The sequence below is a fragment of the Bradyrhizobium sp. GW821-FHT13H05 genome (assembly GCF_058804065.1).
The window spans coordinates 170625-186537 of the sequence record NZ_JBXAPO010000012.1 but is presented as its reverse complement, the minus strand read 5'-3'; the positions used below and the strand labels follow the sequence as shown (position 1 = coordinate 186537).

Below are 15913 nucleotides of genomic sequence, written 5' to 3'. Positions count from 1 at the left end.
GGATCGATGGCCAAAACTCACGTCACCATGAAGGTGAACGGCGCCGAGGTCGAAGGCCTCGTCGAGCCGCGCACGCTGCTGGTGCATTTCATCCGCGAGAATTTGCAGCTGACCGGCACTCATATCGGCTGCGAGACCACCCATTGCGGCGCCTGCACCGTCGATATCGACGGCATGTCGGTGAAATCCTGCACCATGTTTGCGGTGCAGGCCGACGGCAGCGACATCATCACCATCGAAGGCATCGCCAATGCCGACGGTACGCTGTCGGCGCTCCAGGAAGGTTTCCGCATGATGCACGGCCTGCAATGCGGCTTCTGCACGCCCGGCATGATCGTGCGCGCGCATCGGCTGCTGAAGGAGAATCCCTCGCCGAGCGAGCCGGAAATCCGCATGGGCATCTCCGGCAACATCTGCCGCTGCACCGGTTACCAGAACATCGTCAAGGCGATCCAGTACGCCAGCGCCAAGATCAACGGCGTGGAATTCCAGGAGGCCGCAGAATGAATGACCTCACTCCCACGCGGGAACAACGCACCGCCGCCCTCGAAGGCATGGGCTGCAAGCGCAAGCGCGTCGAGGACATCCGCTTCACGCAAGGCAGGGGCAATTACGTCGACGACGTCAAGCTGCCGGGCATGCTGCATGGCGACTTCGTCCGCTCGCCGCATCCGCATGCGCGCGTCAAGAGGATCGACGACAGCGCGGCGCTGAAGATCCCAGGCGTGCTCGCGGTCATTACCGCCGAGACGTTGAAGACCGTGAATCTCGCCTGGATGCCGACGCTCGCCGGCGACGTGCAGATGGTGCTGGCCGACGGCAAGGTGCTGTTCCAGAACCAGGAGGTCGCCTTCGTCGTCGCGACCGACCGCTATGCGGCCGATGACGGCATCAACGCGGTCATCGTCGAATACGAGCCGTTGCCGCCACTGGTCGATCCCTTCAAGGCAATGGACAAGGATGCGCCGGTGCTGCGCGAGGACCTCGTCGGCAAGATGTCCGGCGCGCATGGTCCGCGGAAGCACGACAACCACATCTTTGAATGGACCGTCGGCGACAAGGACCTCACAGACGCCGCCTTCAGGAAGGCGGAGGTGTCGATCAAGGAGATGATCTCCTATCACCGCACTCATCCCTCGCCGCTGGAGACCTGCCAGTGCGTCTGCTCCTTCGACAAGATCAAGGGCGAGCTGACGATCTACGGCACGTTCCAGGCCCCGCACGTGATTCGCACCGTGGTGGCGCTGATCGCCAAGATTCCGGAGCACAAGATCCACGTGATCGCGCCCGATATCGGCGGCGGCTTCGGCAATAAGGTCGGCGCCTATCCCGGCTATATCTGCGCGGCCGTTGCCTCCATCGTCACCGGCAAGCCGGTCAAATGGGTCGAAGACCGCATCGAGAACCTGACCGCGACCTCGTTCGCGCGCGATTACCACATGACCACCGAGATCGCGGCGACCAAAGACGGCAAGGTCACCGGCCTGCGCGTCCACGTGCTCGCCGATCACGGCGCGTTCGATGCCTGCGCCGACCCGTCGAAATGGCCGGCCGGCTTCTTCAACATCGTCACCGGCTCCTATGACTTCCCGACCGCGCATCTGGCGGTGGACGGCGTCTACACCAACAAGGCGCCCGGCGGCGTCGCCTACCGCTGCTCGTTCCGCGTCACGGAGGCCGCCTATTGCATCGAGCGCGCCATGGATATTCTGGCGCAGAAGCTCAACATGGATCCGGCTGAGCTCAGGCTGAAGAACTTCATCAAGGCGGAGCAGTTCCCGTATCACTCGGCGCTGGGCTGGGAATACGACTCGGGTGACTACCACACCGCCATGCGCAAGATGATGGAGACGACGGGCTACGCCGCGCTCCGGAAAGAGCAGGCGGAGAAGCGCGAAGCCTTCAGGCGCGGCGAGACCCGCGAGATCATGGGCCTCGGCATTTCCTTCTTCACCGAGATCGTCGGTGCCGGCCCGTCGAAGAACTGCGACATCCTCGGCATTGCCATGTTCGATTCCTGCGAGATCCGCATGCACCCGACCGGGGCCGGCATTGCGCGCGTAGGCACCAAGAGCCAGGGCCAGGGCCACGAGACCACCTGGGCGCAGATCATCGCGACCGAGATCGGCATTCCCGCCGACAGCATCATGGTCGAAGAAGGCAACACCGACACCGCGCCTTATGGGCTCGGCACCTACGGCTCGCGCTCGACGCCGGTGGCGGGCGCGGCGATCGCCATGGCGGCGCGAAAGATCAAGGCCAAGGCGCAGATGATCGCGGCCTACAAGCTCGAGGTTCACGAGGACGATCTCGAATTCGACATCGACGGTTTCCGGGTGCGGGGCCTGCCGGAAAAATTCATGTCGATGAAGGATATCTGCTGGGCGGCGTACAATTCGGTGCCGCCGGGCATGGAGCCAGGGCTGGAGGCGGTCAGCTACTACGATCCGCCCAACATGACCTATCCATTCGGTGCCTATCTCTGCGTGATGGACATCGATGTTGATACCGGCGTGTACAAGGTGCGGCGCTTCTACGCGCTGGACGATTGCGGCACCCGCATCAACCCGATGATCATCGAGGGCCAGGTGCATGGCGGCCTCACCGAAGCCTTCGCCATCGCGATGGGCCAGGAGATCCGCTACGACGAGGTCGGCAACGTCGTCACCGGCTCATTCATGGACTTCTTCATGCCGACCGCGGTGGAGACGCCGCATTGGGAGACCGACTTCACCGTCACCCCGTCGCCGCATCACCCGATCGGCGCCAAGGGCGTCGGCGAAAGCCCGAATGTCGGCGGCGTGCCGGCCTTCTCCAATGCCGTCAACGACGCGTTCTCGTTCCTGGGGTCCAAGCACATCCAGATGCCGCACGATTTCTGGCGCAACTGGAAGGCGGCGAAGGATCTGGGCGCGGTGGCGTAGCGTGATCGGCGAGAGCCGGGCTTTCATCCTTCGAGATGCGGCGTACGCGCCGCTCCTCAGGATGAGGTCATGGACCCTCATGGTGAGGAGCGCGCCTTCGCGCGTCTCGAACCATGAAAGCCACGGAACGTGCGGCATTCAGTTCGAGGTACGATGAAAAATCGAGACGAGATCGCGCAAGCGCTGGCGGCATCGGGCTACATCGCCGATGCAGACCTCGCGACCGCAGTCTCGCTGATGCAATTGCTGCGGCGTCCGCTGTTGCTCGAGGGCGAGGCAGGCGTCGGCAAGACGGAGGTGGCGAAGGCGCTGGCAAAGGTGCATGCGACCGAGCTAATCCGGCTGCAATGCTACGAGGGGCTGGACCAGTCCGCCGCGCTTTATGAGTGGAACTATCAGCGCCAGCTGCTGGCGATCCAGGCCCACCGCGGCGCTGACAGCATCGAGGACCAGGTGTTCTCAGAGAAGTATCTGCTGGAGCGTCCGCTGCTCGCCGCGATCCGCCGGCCGCAGGCGCCTGTGCTGCTGATCGACGAGATCGACCGCGCCGACGACGAGTTCGAGGCCTTTTTGCTTGAGCTGCTGTCGGACTTTCAGGTCTCGATCCCCGAGCTTGGCACCATTCCGGCGGTGACCATTCCGCATGTGGTGCTGACCTCGAACGGCACGCGCGAGCTCTCCGACGCGCTACGCCGGCGCTGTCTTTATCATTATGTCGATTACCCCGATGTCGACCGCGAAACCCGCATCATCCTGGCGCGCGTCACCGGGGCGAGCCCGTCGCTCTCGCTGCAGATCGCGCGCATGGTCGAGGGCGTGCGCAAGGAGGAATTGCGCAAGGTCCCCGGCGTCGCCGAGACGCTGGACTGGGCCGCGGCCCTTGTTGGCCTCGACGTCAGCGATCTCCATGATGCGCCCGAGACCGTCCATGAGACGCTGGTCTGTCTGTTGAAGACCCACGAAGACCGCGCCCGCGTCACGCCGGAGGTGACGCGTCGCCTTTTGGGGAAAGTCGCATGAGCTGCTGCGGCTCCAGTCCGGGCTATGACGATCTCAATGAGGTCTCCCGCCTCGTCTCCGCGAAGCTTGCGGCGTTCCTGCGTACCCTGCGCGATGCCGGCTTTCGCGTTGGGCTTGCCGAAGGGCAGGATGCAGCGACGTTGATGTCATCAGGCTATGCGGCGCGGCCGGGTCTGCTGCGCACCGCATTCAAGCATCTGTTCTCGGCGCGCAAGTCCGACTGGGACAAGTTCGACGGGCTGTTCGATGCGTTCTGGCTGGGCAAGCGCGTGCGCTCGCGCTCCCGCACCACGGGCTCCACGCCCGGCGCGAGCAATCCGTCGTTGAAGAGCTTGCAGGACACGGCAGCGGAGCAGAGCGGCAGCCGGTCCGCCATCGACCAGCTTCCGTCATCCGATGACGCCCCGGAAGGCCGCTCCGGCGAAGGCTGCATGGAAGGCGCTTCGCGCGCCGATAATCTTGCGGAGGTCGATTTCCGAAAGCTCAGTGATCCCGATCAGGTCGCGCAGGCCCATGAAGCCGCCGCAGCGCTCGCGAAGGCCATGCGCACACGGCTGACCCGGCGCGACCTCGCGCGCCGGCGCGGCTACCGGCTCGATCTCCGGCGCACCATCCATCGCAACATCAGCCATGGTGGCGTGCCGATCAGCCTGGTGAAGCGGCAACACAAGGACAAGCCGCTGCGGCTGATCGTGCTGCTCGATGCCTCGGGCTCGATGAGCATGTACACATCAGTGTTCCTGCGCTTCATTCACGGCGTGCTCGATCAGTTTCGCGAGGCCGAGGCGTTCCTGTTCCACACGCGGCTCGCCTACGTCTCTGACGCGATGAAGGAGAGGGATGCCAGCCGCGCGCTCGATCGCCTCTCGATCATGGCGCAGGGCGCGGGCGGCGGCACGAAGATCGGCGAATCCTTGCAGACCTTCAACCGCTGGCACGCGGCGCGCGTGATCCATTCGCGCAGCTGCGTGATGATCGTATCCGACGGCTACGAGACCGGTGACGCCGCACTGCTCGGCCGCGAGATGGCCGCGCTGCACCGGCGCTGCCGCCGCATCGTCTGGCTCAATCCGATGATGGCGTGGGAGGGCTATGCGCCCGAGGCACGCGGCATCAAGGCCGCGCTGCCGCATGTCGATCTCTATGCGCCCGCCAATTCGCTGCAAAGCCTACGCGCGCTCGAACCCTATCTGGCGAAGCTCTGAGGATACGCCGATGACCGCTCATGTCGAAGTGCTGGATCTCGTGGCGCAGATGAAGGCGGCCGAGCGTGCCTTCGTGCTCGCGACCGTCGTGCGTACGGTTTCGGTGACCGCGGCGAAGGCTGGCGCCAAGGCAATCATTGCGGCCGACGGGACCATCGTCGCAGGTTGGATCGGCGGCGGCTGCGCCAAAGGCGCGGTGCTGAAGGCAGCACGCGAGGCGCTTGCCGACGGCGAGCCGCGCATGGTCTCGGTGCAGCCGGAAAACCTGCTCGCCGAACTCGGAGTCAGCGCGGGCGAGAGTCGCGACGGTATCCGCTTTGCCAGCAACATGTGCCCGAGCAAGGGCACGATGGACATCTTTGTCGAACCGGTGCTGCCGCATCCCTCGCTGGTCATTCTCGGCGCGAGTCCGGTAGCGCTGTCGCTTGCGGCGCAGGCGCGCGTGCTCGGCTATCACGTGACGCTCGCCGCGCCCGCCGTCGATCTCACGGCGCAGCCGGATGCCGACACGATCATCGATGGCTACAGCCTCGGCGATCTCGCCGACGCAAAACGCTTCGTCGTGGTCTCGACGCAAGGCAAGGGCGACGAAGCCGCCCTGCGCGCGGCGATCGCGACCGGGGCCGACTATCACGCCTTCGTCGGCAGCCACCGCAAGATGGCTTCACTGCGCGCCAAGCTCGTCGCGGAAGGTGCAACCGCCGCCGCCATCGACGACGTCAGGGCGCCGGCCGGGCTCGATCTCGGTGCCATCACGCCGGAGGAGATCGCGATGTCGATCCTCGCCGAGATCACGAGGGAACGACGGCGCGGCCAGCGCGCCGCGAACCAAGTCGCAAGCAGAGAGTGAGACGGCTGCGGCGCGCTGGTGCGGCTGGAATCCGGGAGCACCGAGCTCACGGTGCTGCACGACGAGGTCAATGCGCAGCCCGTAGGTGGGCGTGCCCACCATCTTCAGTACAAACAAAAAAGGTGGGCACGGCGCTGTGCGCCATTGCCCACCCTACGAGACCTTCCGGAATCGGAAACTAGTCGAACAGGCTCGACACCGACTCTTCCGCGGCGGTGCGCGCGATGGCGTCCGAGATCAGGCTGGCGATCGGCAGGGTGCGGATGTTCGGCGCCTTGCTCACCGCGTCCGTCGGCATGATCGAGTCGGTGATCACAAGCTCCTTCAGCCTGGAGCCCGAGATGCGGGCGGCCGCGCCGCCGGAGAGCACGCCGTGGGTGATGTAGGCGTAGACGTCCTTGGCGCCCTTGGCGATCAGCGCGTCGGCGGCGTTCACCAGCGTGCCGCCGGAGTCCACGATATCGTCGACCAGGATACAGCTGTAGCCGGAAACGTCGCCGATCACGTTCATGACCTCGGATTCGCCGGCGCGTTCGCGGCGCTTGTCGACGATCGCGAGCGGGGTGTTGATGCGCTTGGCGAGGCCGCGGGCGCGGGCCACGCCGCCGACGTCGGGCGAGACCACCATCACCTTGTCGAGGTCGAAACGTTCGCGGATGTCGCGAACCATCACAGGGGCAGCGAACAGATTGTCAGTCGGGATATCGAAAAAGCCCTGGATCTGGCCGGCGTGCAGGTCGAGCGTCATGACGCGGTCGACGCCGGCATGGGTGATCAGATTGGCGACCAGCTTGGCCGAGATCGGCGTGCGCGAGCCGGAGCGGCGGTCCTGCCTAGCATAGCCGAAATAGGGGATCACCGCGGTAATGCGGCGTGCCGAGGAGCGGCGCAGCGCGTCGGTGATGATCAGCAGCTCCATCAGATTGTCATTCGCCGGAAACGAGGTCGACTGGATGATGAAGGCATCCGAGCCGCGAATGTTCTCCTGGACCTCGACGAAGATCTCCATGTCGGCGAAGCGCCGGACCACCGCCTTGGTCAGCGGCATGTCCAGGCCCTGCGCGATGGCCTGGGCGAGAGCCGGATTGGAGTTGCCGGCGACGAGCTTGATGGAGCCGTTCTTGGCCGACATGGACGCTTCCTCCCGCGCTTTGCTGGATACGACGTTCAACATCAGAGAATACCCACTGGCAGCACGGTTACGACGGGCGAGGAAATATCAGGCCGGGGGCCGCAATGGCAACCCGGGATGCTACGTTTTCCCTTTGAAAATCCTGAGTCAGGCCAACGGCTTGGCTGCAACTTGAGCCCGTGGTTTAGCGGGGGTTATCGCTCGGCATAGCCGAGCGCGGAGGCCGGCATCGCGGGCACCGGGACGTCCGGGATCACGCTCGCCACCGCCGGTCCCCGCAGGGCCGGAGCAGTGCCCGGCGCATCCGGGGTGCCGTTGATCATGTTGGAAAGTCCGCTGAATCCGGCCTGGGCGATCTTCCGCAGCACGAGGTCGTCGGCGGCCGCCCAGGCATCGCGGCCGCCCTTGGCCGAGGTCGGTTCCTCGCCGGAGAGGCGCAGCGCCCGCTGCTGGTTGGCGTCGTAGACGTCCCAGACCCAGGCGATCACGGTCCTGCCGCGCACGATTTGGGCGGAGAGGTAACTGCGCACGCGATAGGCAGCCGTCCCCTCGCGGGAGACCACGGACAGGCTGCGCAGCTTGGATTCGCTGTCGAGCACGCCGACCATGCGGTCGAACACCTGCGGCGGCGGCCCGTCGATCGATTCGAAGGTCACCGTCGTCCCACTGCCGGCGCTCGGCGCCATCGCATAGGAGTTAGCGGCGCCACCGCCGCCGGCGCAGCCGCCCAGCGCGCAGGCGATCACGATCGATGCGGCGGCGATTGCGGCGCGCACGATTGTCCCGGTTTGGAGCAGGTGAGTTGACGCTTCCCTCATTGCGCCTTGCGATATCGTTAAAATCGCTTAACGTCTAGGGCAGGCGGGCCACAGGGCTTAACTGACAGAGTCCGCGCGCAAGGGGGCGGTTGGTGAGGGGGGCTGCATTCGGCGTCATCGTTGCATGCCTGGCTGCGTGGCCGGCCGCCGCCGAGGAGAGTGCGGCCGACGTCATTCGCTCGTTCGGACTTGTCGGCACATGGTCGGTCGATTGTCAAAAGGATCCGAGGAAGGCTTGCGATCAGGACTCGTGCGGCGCTCGATTGACCTACATTGTACCGCCGTCAGGTCCGCCGACCATCAACCTCACGAACCGCACGTACGGGCAGATGAGGACATTCATCAGCACGATCCATTCGGCGACACGAATTGCCGACGACAAGATCAAATTCCTATCGGTTCAAGATCCCCCACCCAGCCTGCCGATCGTGTGGTGGCGTCAGCCCGGTGAAGTGTGGGAGATCGTTCTGCTCAAGGTCGGCGACAGATATCGAACTTTTTCTGCACACCGAGACGATAGAAAGAAGTTTGACGTCGAGGAAGGTTTTTACGTGCGTCCTCCTCCACCACCTCCGCCGGCCAAGGCCTACGATACGATGCCAACGGAATGGCACCGCACGACACAGCAAACGCCGCCGTTTGAGAAGTGTAGCGACTGAGGTTCACCCCTCCAGCGCAATCGCGTGAACGTGCCGGCCGTAATCCGGCTCCTTGCGGTGCACCGAGCGGCGGTAGCTGAAGAAGCGTTCGTCGGCGTAGGTGTCGAGGCCGAGGTCGTCGATCATCAGGATGCCGGCGGCCTCCAGGCGCTTGCGGATGAAGCCGGCGAGGTCGAACATGGCGTGGCCCTCGCGCACCGACGGGATGAAGAACATCGCGTTGTCCGCGTCCGCCTCGATGAAGCGCGCCACGAACTCGTTGCCGACCTCGTAGCTGTCCTGCCGGATCAGCGGGCCGATCGCGGCGATGATGCCGCCGCGCGTGGCGCCGAGCTTTTCCATCGCCGAAATCGTCGACTCCAGCACGCCCGTGAGCGCGCCTTTCCAGCCGGCATGGGCGCCGCCGATCACGCGCGCGTTGGGATCGACGAACAGCACCGGGCCGCAATCGGCGGCGGAGACGCCGAGCGCGATGCCGGGCGTGTTCGTCACCAGCGCATCACCTTTCGGCCGCGGGCTGCTCGGCCACGGCGTCTCGGCGACGAGCACGTCGGGCGAATGGATCTGGTGCAGGCTGAGAAACCGTTCTGGTGCGACGCCGACATGCTCGGCCATGCGGCGGCGGTTCTCCGCGACGAGGGCCTGATCGTCGTTGGAGCCGAGCCCGCCGTTCAGCGCGGCATAGATGCCGCCTGAGACGCCGCCCTCGCGGGTGAAGAAAGCATGGCGCAGGCCGGGTACCGCCGAGAGCAGCGATGAAGCAAGCGTCATGAACCCTCTCCAGTCCGTTCGAGATCGCTGAGGCCGGCGAGCCCTGCTAGCCGCGGCTCGGAGATGCCGAGCACCTTGAACATCGAGCCCATGCCGCTGCGCCCGGTATCGGTCAGGCGCTTCAGCGCCACGGAAATGTCGGTGGCGACCTCAGGCGTTGCCTTCTGCATCAGGGCGGCCGCGCGGGTGTCGATGCCGACCCGCTTGAGGAAATCGCCCTGCGTCACCGGACCATGCACACGCGCGCCGACATCTTCGGCCGCACGCGCGAGCGCCTGGAAGTCGACATGGGCGGTGACATCGGCCTGGCCCGGCGCCTTCAAGGGATCGGTGAAGGTGTGGCGCGCGATGGCCTGAAAGGTGTCACCGGCATCGCTGCGCAGATGGCCGTAATCGATGATCAGCGCCGCGCCGTCCTGGTCGCGCACGCGCGTGGCGAGCTTCATGATCTCGCTGTCCGGCCGCCATTCGAATACCGCGCCGACCGGCGCTGCGCGCACCAGCGGCGGCAGCAGCACGTCGAAGCGCGGCGTCGGCTCGGCGGCCGCGCCGAATTCGAGCTTGCCGTTGGGATCGATCTCGATCACGCGCTCGTGCCAGCCGTTCTCGCGCTTCACCATCTGGTGGATCGGCAGCACGTCGAAATATTCGTTGGCGAGGATGATGCTCGGTCCTTCCGGCACGTCGTCGATGCTGTCGTGCCAGGCGATGTTGCGCACGCCCGACAGCGTCGCATTCTGCCGCTCGCGCAGCACCGGATTGACCTCGACCAGGTGGATCTGGAGCGCCTGGTAGAGCGGCGGCAGAACGCGCAACGCGCGTAGCGCATCCGCCATCATGGTGCCGCGGCCGGGGCCGAGCTCGATCAGCCGCAGGAACTGCGGCGAGCCCATCTGCTTCCACACCGAGGCGGTCCACAGTCCGAGCAGCTCGCCGAACATCTGGCTGACCTCGGGCGCGGTGGTGAAGTCGCCCTCACGCCCGAGCGGATCGCGCGAGACGTAATAGCCGTAGCGCGGATGCATCAGGCACAGCTCCATGTACCGCCCGACCGGCATGGGGCCCGAGGATTTGATCAGCGCCTTGATCTCGTTGAGTAGCGGCTGTTCGGTCACGATCTGTCTTCTCAAAAGGAATTAACGAATGGCCTTTGCGGGCTTCGGCGCTCCGCGCCTGACTGCCAATACAATAAGTATGAGGCCGACAATAAGCATCGGGATCGACAACAGCATGCCCATGGTTAACCAGTCGCCCCAGAGGAATTTGAGTTGCGGGTCCGGCTCGCGGAAATGCTCGCCGATGATGCGGGTCAGGCCGTAGATCAGGATGAAGGCGCCGAGGATCATACCGGGCCGCTTCAGCGCGCCGAAGCGGATCATGAGCGCGAGCACGGTGAACAGCAGGATGCCCTCCATGCCGGCCTCATAGAGCTGGCTCGGATGGCGCGGCAGCTGCGTGAGGTCATTGGGGAAGATCATCGCCCAGGGCAGTTCCGGATCGGTGGCGCGGCCCCACAATTCGCCGTTGATGAAATTGGCGATGCGCCCAAGCAGCAGCCCTACGGGAGCGACAGCGGTGGTGATGTCGCCGAGCGACAGGATCGAGATGCCGCTACGATAGGCAAACCACATCACCGCGACCACGCAGCCGAGGAAGCCGCCATGAAAGGACATGCCGCCCTCCCACAGTTTGAAGATCGCGCTGGGATGATCGATGAAGAAGGGCAGATTGTAGAACAGCACATAGCCGGTGCGGCCACCCAGGATGATGCCGAGCGTCACCCACAGGATGAAGTCGTCGATCTGCACCAGCGACATCGGCGCAGGGCCGCCCCACAGCCGCTCCTTCTTCAGGAGCGAGCGCGCATAGAGCCAGCCGAACACGATGCCGCTGATATAGGCGAGCGCATACCAGCGGATCGCGAACGGACCGATCTCGATGGCGATCGGCTTGAAGGCGGGAAAGTCGATGAGAAGGAAAAGCATCAGGCCTTCTTAGTGGTGAATGTCGTTCGCGGACACGCCGGAAGTGCGCTCCCTCCCCCGCCTGCGGGGGAGCGGTGGGGAGAGGGTGCTTCCGCAGGCGAGAGCCCCCAAGAGGAGAAAGCCCTCACCCGCGCCTTCAGCGCGACCTCTCCCGCAAGCGGGAGAGGTGCACCGAGTTCGCGGATGCGTTGGTCCATACTGCTCACACGAGATTGCGGCGATAGAGCGCCAGCAGCCGCTCCCAATGCCGCTCGGCGGCGGCGCGGTCGTAGACCGGGCGCTTGGGGAAGGCGAAGCCGTGATGCGTGTCGGGATAGATCTCGACCTCGGCCTTCGCGCCGCTCATGCCCTGCTTGACCTTCTCGATGATCTCCGCGGGCGCGTAGATGTCGGTCTCGGCGCAGGCGAAATAGAGTTCGGCCTTGGTCTTGGCTGCTGCGAGATGCGGGCTGTCGTCCTGGTCGGTCGCGAGCTGCGTGCCGTAGATCGAGGCGGCGGCCTTGACGCGGTCGGGGAAGTGCGTGGCGGCGTTGACGGCGTAGCGGCCGCTCATGCAGTAGCCGACGGTGCCGATAATCCTGGTGTTTGCAGCCGCCTGGCCCTCGGCATAGGTGAGCAGCGCACGCGTGTCGTCCATGATCATGGGAATGGTGAGCGAGCCCATCAGCGCGAACATGCGCTTGCGCTCGGGCGCGTTCGGATCGGCCGGCAGCGCGCCGAGCTCCATCACGCCGGAACGGTAGTAGAGGTTCGGCAGCATCACGTAATAGCCCGAGGTCGCGAGCCGGCGCGCCATATCGCGCAGCTCTTCGCGGATTGCAGGTGCGTCCATGTAGAACAGGACGACCGGAAACGGCCCGCCACGCTCGGGATAGGAGATGAAGGTTGCGGTGTGGCCGTCCTTGGTCGGGACCGCGATCTGCTGGTCGATCATCTGGTGCGCCTTGTGATTCTTTTTATGCAGGGACGTTGAATACGATTGCAAGGAAACCGGGGCATGACAAGGATACCGCCGCTCAGCCCTTGAACCGTTCGGTCCGGATTGCCATTGTCTTTTTGCGCGTTCGCGCAGAGTTTATCGCAAGGCCGCCAGGAGACCGACATGACCCAGACCAACAACCGGTTTTTCGACGAGATCGGCCGCCTGATGAACGACGCCGCCGGTGCCGCCCAGGGCGTCAAGCGCGAGGTCGATACGGTGCTGCGCACCCAGGCAGAAAAATTCCTGCGCGACATGGACCTGGTCAAGCGCGAGGAGTTCGAGGCGGTCAAGGACATGGCCCGCCTGGCGCGCGAGGAGAACGAGGCCCTGAAGGCGCGCATTGCGGCGCTGGAGGCCAAGCTCGGCGGGTAGGGCACTTGCCCTCCCGGCCAGCCCATTCTCCTTGTCATTTCCGCGTCTTCCGGGTAAAAGCCCGCCAAGTTCGTGGCCCCCGCACCCCTGGAGGCTTGCTGCGAACTATGCCATGGGCCGCGCTGCGGCCCATTAACTTTTGCAAAAACAAGGACTTAAACTATGGCGACGACCGTCAAGGAATTGAAGGCGACCGCACGTCCGAAGAGCGGCAAGGGGGCCGCCCGGGCTGAGCGTCGCGCCGGGAAAGTGCCCGGAGTGATCTATGGCAACAAGCAGCCCCCGCTCCCGATCTCGGTTGATGATCGCGAACTGCGCCAGCGCATCCTCGCCGGCCGGTTCCTGACCACGCTGGTCGACATCGACCTCGATGGCAAGAAGCACCGCGTGATTCCGCGCGACTACCACCTCGATCCGGTCAAGGACTTCCCGATCCACGTCGACTTCATGCGGCTCGGCGAAGGCGCCACCATCCGCATCAGCGTTCCCTTGCACGTCGTGAAGTCGGAAGCCTCTCCGGGCGTGAAGCGCGGCGGCGCCGTTAACATCGTCGCGCACGCGATCGAGCTCGAATGCGGCGTCGAGAGCATCCCGCAATTCATCGAGGCCGACGTCGGCTCGCTCGAAATCGGTCACTCCCTGCATCTGGCCGACATCAAGCTGCCGGCCGGCGTGAAGGCGCTGACCCGCGAGGACGCGACCCTCGTCACCATCGTGCCGCCGTCCGGCTACGCTGAAGAGCAGAAGGCCGCGGCTGCGGCGGCTGCTCCGGGCGCTGCTGCGGCTGCTCCGGCAGCTGGTGCTGCGGCTCCGGCTGCAGGTGCTGCTGCACCTGCCGCGGCTGCCAAGGCTCCCGCCGGTGGCGACAAGAAGAAGTAATCTCTCAAGGCTGGCGCGCGGTCTCTGATCGCGCGCCGAGCGAGGGGCGCGCCGCGTCATGCGACTCTTTGTTGGGCTCGGCAATCCCGGCGCGAAATATGCACGTAACCGGCACAATATCGGCTTCATGGCCGTCGACGAGATTGCGCGGCGTCATGGTTTCGCACCATGGCGCCGTCGTTTTCAGGGCGAGACCTCGGAAGGCACGCTCGGCACCGAGCGCGTGATCCTGCTCAAGCCCACGACCTACATGAACGAGTCCGGCCGCAGCGTTCAGGAAGCCGCAAGCTTCTTCAAGATCGCCCCGGGCGACACCACGGTGTTCCACGACGAGCTTGAGCTACCGCCGGGCAAGGTGCGGGTGAAGATCGGCGGCGGCATCGCCGGCCACAACGGTCTGCGCTCGATCTCGGCGCATATCGGCAACGACTACCGCCGTGTCAGGCTCGGCATCGGTCATCCCGGCGTCAAGGAACTGGTGCACGGCCACGTGCTGTCGGACTTCGCCAAGGCCGACAACGACTGGGTGGCGACGCTGTGCGAGGCCGTTGCCGAGCACGCGGCATTGGTTGCCAAGGGCACGGACGCGACCTTCGCCAACAGGGTGCATCTCGCCATGCAGGCGAAGGGATTTTTGACCAAGGACGACAACGGCAAGGAATAGCGCTCGTGGGATTCAAATGCGGGATTGTCGGATTGCCCAATGTCGGCAAGTCGACCTTGTTCAATGCGCTGACCGAGACGGCCGCGGCGCAGGCCGCGAACTATCCGTTCTGTACCATCGAGCCGAACGTCGGCGAGGTGGCGGTCCCGGATCCGCGGCTCGACAAGCTTGCGGCGATCGCCAAATCGGGCCAGATCATTCCGACCCGGCTGACCTTCGTCGACATCGCCGGCCTCGTGCGTGGCGCCTCCAAGGGCGAAGGCCTCGGCAACCAGTTCCTCGCCAACATCCGCGAGGTCGACGCCATCGCGCATGTCGTACGCTGCTTTGAAGATTCCGACATCACCCATGTCGAGGGCAAGATCGCCCCGCTCGCCGACATCGAGACCATCGAGACCGAGCTGATGCTCGCCGACCTCGACAGCCTCGAGAAGCGCGTCGACAACCTCACCAAGAAGGCCAAGGGCAACGACAAGGACGCCAAGGAGCAGCTCGACCTTGTCAACCGCACGCTGGTGCTGCTGCGCGAAGGCAAGCCCGCGCGCCTCGTCGAACGCAAGGCGGAAGAAGAGCGCGCCTTTGGCATGCTCGGCCTGTTGTCGTCGAAGCCCGTGCTCTATGTCTGCAACGTCGAGGAAGGCTCGGCCGCCACGGGCAATTCGTTTTCCAAGGCGGTGCAGGAGCAGGCTGCCAAGGAAGGCGCTGTCGCCGTCGTCATCTCCGCCAAGATCGAATCAGAGATCGCGACCATTTCACGCGAGGAGCGTGCCGACTTCCTGGAGACGCTGGGTCTCGAAGAAGCCGGCCTCGATCGCCTGATCCGCGCCGGCTACACGCTGCTCGATCTCATCACCTATTTCACGGTGGGCCCGAAGGAAGCGCGCGCCTGGACCATCTATCGCGGCACCAAGGCGCCGGGCGCGGCCGGTGTGATCCACACCGATTTCGAGAAAGGCTTCATCCGCGCTGAGACCATTGCGTATGAGGATTACGTCGCGCTGAACGGCGAAGCCGGCGCCCGCGATGCCGGCAAGCTCCGCCTCGAAGGCAAGGAATACGTCGTCGCCGACGGCGACGTGATGCATTTCCGGTTTAATACGTAAGCTGAAGCTCGTGCCCCGGACGCAGCGCAGCGCTCTTGCGGTGCGCTGCAGAGCCGGGGCCCAGGAGTCTTGTTTGCGGATGCATGGGTCCCGGCTCTGCGGCGCGTCACTGCGTGCCGCACCGCGTCCGGGACACGAGAGCTACCGCATCCCGCCGCCCTGATCCCGGATCGCGCCGAGATGCTCGTTGATGCGGAAGATGATCAGGATCAGTTCCGCGACGATACGCGAGAACACGATGCCGACCACGACGCTGGCGATCGACGACAGCAGCACCAGGAAGCCGCCGAACGGGCTGATCGCCATCGCAGCCAGACCTGAGAAGATGCCGGAGAGGCCGAACAGGCAGATCAGCGCGATCACCAGCCAGTAGAAGGTCTTGATGATCGTCGGCGTGATGAAGCGGTCCCACTGGAACAGGTCGCTGAATGAAAACATTGCTCTCCCCAGGGCAAATCCGGCTTCGGTCCTCGGTTAGCCCGACTCAAACCAAAGCCGCGTCGAATGTAGCACGAGCCATGCGGGCCGGCGGGTTGAGATTGCCGCAAA

General features: G+C 64.9%; 17 protein-coding genes. 10 read left to right on the top strand and 7 right to left on the bottom strand.

Going from position 1 to position 15913, the window contains the following annotated elements; translation table 11 throughout:
- The first annotated feature begins 6 nt into the window (after nucleotides 1–6).
- From AC1RR3_RS29205 to AC1RR3_RS29185, 5 genes are all read left to right on the top strand, one after another.
- On the top strand, nucleotides 7–507 hold the full coding sequence (locus tag AC1RR3_RS29205; RefSeq protein ID WP_426611480.1) for a (2Fe-2S)-binding protein: 501 nt from the start codon (nucleotides 7–9) through the stop codon (nucleotides 505–507).
- Nucleotides 504–2924, top strand: coding sequence for an aerobic carbon-monoxide dehydrogenase large subunit (locus tag AC1RR3_RS29200; protein WP_492827132.1), 2421 nt, complete (start codon nucleotides 504–506; stop codon nucleotides 2922–2924). The genes AC1RR3_RS29205 and AC1RR3_RS29200 overlap by 4 nt, the downstream gene beginning before the upstream one ends.
- Nucleotides 2925–3077: 153 nt before the next feature.
- Nucleotides 3078–3944 (top strand): AAA family ATPase, encoded by an 867-nt coding sequence (locus tag AC1RR3_RS29195; RefSeq protein ID WP_492827130.1) that lies wholly within the window; start codon nucleotides 3078–3080, stop codon nucleotides 3942–3944.
- Nucleotides 3941–5149 (top strand): vWA domain-containing protein, encoded by a 1209-nt coding sequence (locus AC1RR3_RS29190; RefSeq protein WP_492827128.1) that lies wholly within the window; start codon nucleotides 3941–3943, stop codon nucleotides 5147–5149. The genes AC1RR3_RS29195 and AC1RR3_RS29190 overlap by 4 nt, the downstream gene beginning before the upstream one ends.
- Before the next feature lie 10 nt (nucleotides 5150–5159).
- On the top strand, nucleotides 5160–5999 hold the full coding sequence (locus AC1RR3_RS29185) for an XdhC family protein (RefSeq protein WP_492827126.1): 840 nt from the start codon (nucleotides 5160–5162) through the stop codon (nucleotides 5997–5999).
- 178 nt (nucleotides 6000–6177) lie between these two features.
- Here the strand turns inward: AC1RR3_RS29185 and AC1RR3_RS29180 are convergent, their stop codons facing one another.
- The gene (locus AC1RR3_RS29180; RefSeq protein ID WP_492827124.1) at nucleotides 6178–7131 is read right to left on the bottom strand and encodes a ribose-phosphate pyrophosphokinase; all 954 of its coding nucleotides are present in this window, start codon (nucleotides 7129–7131) and stop codon (nucleotides 6178–6180) included.
- A gap of 194 nt (nucleotides 7132–7325) precedes the next feature.
- Nucleotides 7326–7949 carry a hypothetical protein gene (locus AC1RR3_RS29175; protein ID WP_492827122.1) on the bottom strand — a complete coding sequence of 208 codons (624 nt, stop codon included), beginning with the start codon at nucleotides 7947–7949 and terminating at the stop codon, nucleotides 7326–7328.
- Nucleotides 7950–8041: 92 nt separating this feature from the next.
- Between AC1RR3_RS29175 and AC1RR3_RS29170 the strand changes: the two genes are divergently transcribed.
- The gene (locus tag AC1RR3_RS29170) at nucleotides 8042–8608 is read left to right on the top strand and encodes a hypothetical protein (protein ID WP_492827120.1); all 567 of its coding nucleotides are present in this window, start codon (nucleotides 8042–8044) and stop codon (nucleotides 8606–8608) included.
- Nucleotides 8609–8611: 3 nt separating this feature from the next.
- Here AC1RR3_RS29170 and pgeF read toward each other — a convergent pair whose 3' ends face one another.
- The 4 genes from pgeF to AC1RR3_RS29150 form a co-directional block, all read right to left on the bottom strand.
- Nucleotides 8612–9379 carry a peptidoglycan editing factor PgeF gene (gene pgeF / locus AC1RR3_RS29165; RefSeq protein WP_492827118.1) on the bottom strand — a complete coding sequence of 256 codons (768 nt, stop codon included), beginning with the start codon at nucleotides 9377–9379 and terminating at the stop codon, nucleotides 8612–8614.
- Nucleotides 9376–10494, bottom strand: coding sequence for a class I SAM-dependent methyltransferase (locus AC1RR3_RS29160; protein WP_492827116.1), 1119 nt, complete (start codon nucleotides 10492–10494; stop codon nucleotides 9376–9378). The genes pgeF and AC1RR3_RS29160 overlap by 4 nt, the downstream gene beginning before the upstream one ends.
- A gap of 21 nt (nucleotides 10495–10515) precedes the next feature.
- Nucleotides 10516–11364 (bottom strand): prolipoprotein diacylglyceryl transferase, encoded by an 849-nt coding sequence (lgt, locus tag AC1RR3_RS29155; RefSeq protein WP_492827114.1) that lies wholly within the window; start codon nucleotides 11362–11364, stop codon nucleotides 10516–10518.
- A 202-nt stretch (nucleotides 11365–11566) separates the two neighbouring features.
- Complete coding sequence (locus tag AC1RR3_RS29150) at nucleotides 11567–12298, bottom strand: dienelactone hydrolase family protein (RefSeq protein ID WP_492827112.1); 732 nt, start codon at nucleotides 12296–12298, stop codon at nucleotides 11567–11569.
- A gap of 168 nt (nucleotides 12299–12466) precedes the next feature.
- Between AC1RR3_RS29150 and AC1RR3_RS29145 the strand changes: the two genes are divergently transcribed.
- The 4 genes from AC1RR3_RS29145 (at nucleotide 12467) to ychF (ending at nucleotide 15364) form a co-directional block, all read left to right on the top strand.
- Entirely contained in the window at nucleotides 12467–12718 is a 252-nt protein-coding gene (locus AC1RR3_RS29145; protein WP_129267743.1) for an accessory factor UbiK family protein, read from the top strand.
- 162 nt (nucleotides 12719–12880) lie between these two features.
- Complete coding sequence (locus AC1RR3_RS29140) at nucleotides 12881–13597, top strand: 50S ribosomal protein L25/general stress protein Ctc (RefSeq protein ID WP_492827109.1); 717 nt, start codon at nucleotides 12881–12883, stop codon at nucleotides 13595–13597.
- Between the two features lie 58 nt (nucleotides 13598–13655).
- The gene (gene pth / locus AC1RR3_RS29135; protein WP_492827107.1) at nucleotides 13656–14261 is read left to right on the top strand and encodes an aminoacyl-tRNA hydrolase; all 606 of its coding nucleotides are present in this window, start codon (nucleotides 13656–13658) and stop codon (nucleotides 14259–14261) included.
- A gap of 5 nt (nucleotides 14262–14266) precedes the next feature.
- Nucleotides 14267–15364: a redox-regulated ATPase YchF gene (ychF, locus tag AC1RR3_RS29130; protein WP_492827105.1), complete on the top strand. Its 1098-nt coding sequence runs from the start codon at nucleotides 14267–14269 to the stop codon at nucleotides 15362–15364.
- Nucleotides 15365–15505: 141 nt separating this feature from the next.
- On the opposite strand, the gene AC1RR3_RS29125 is transcribed toward ychF, so the two are convergent.
- A complete protein-coding gene (locus tag AC1RR3_RS29125; RefSeq protein WP_008130310.1) occupies nucleotides 15506–15802 on the bottom strand; it encodes a DUF4282 domain-containing protein in 297 nt (98 codons plus the stop codon).
- Nucleotides 15803–15913: the final 111 nt, after the last annotated feature.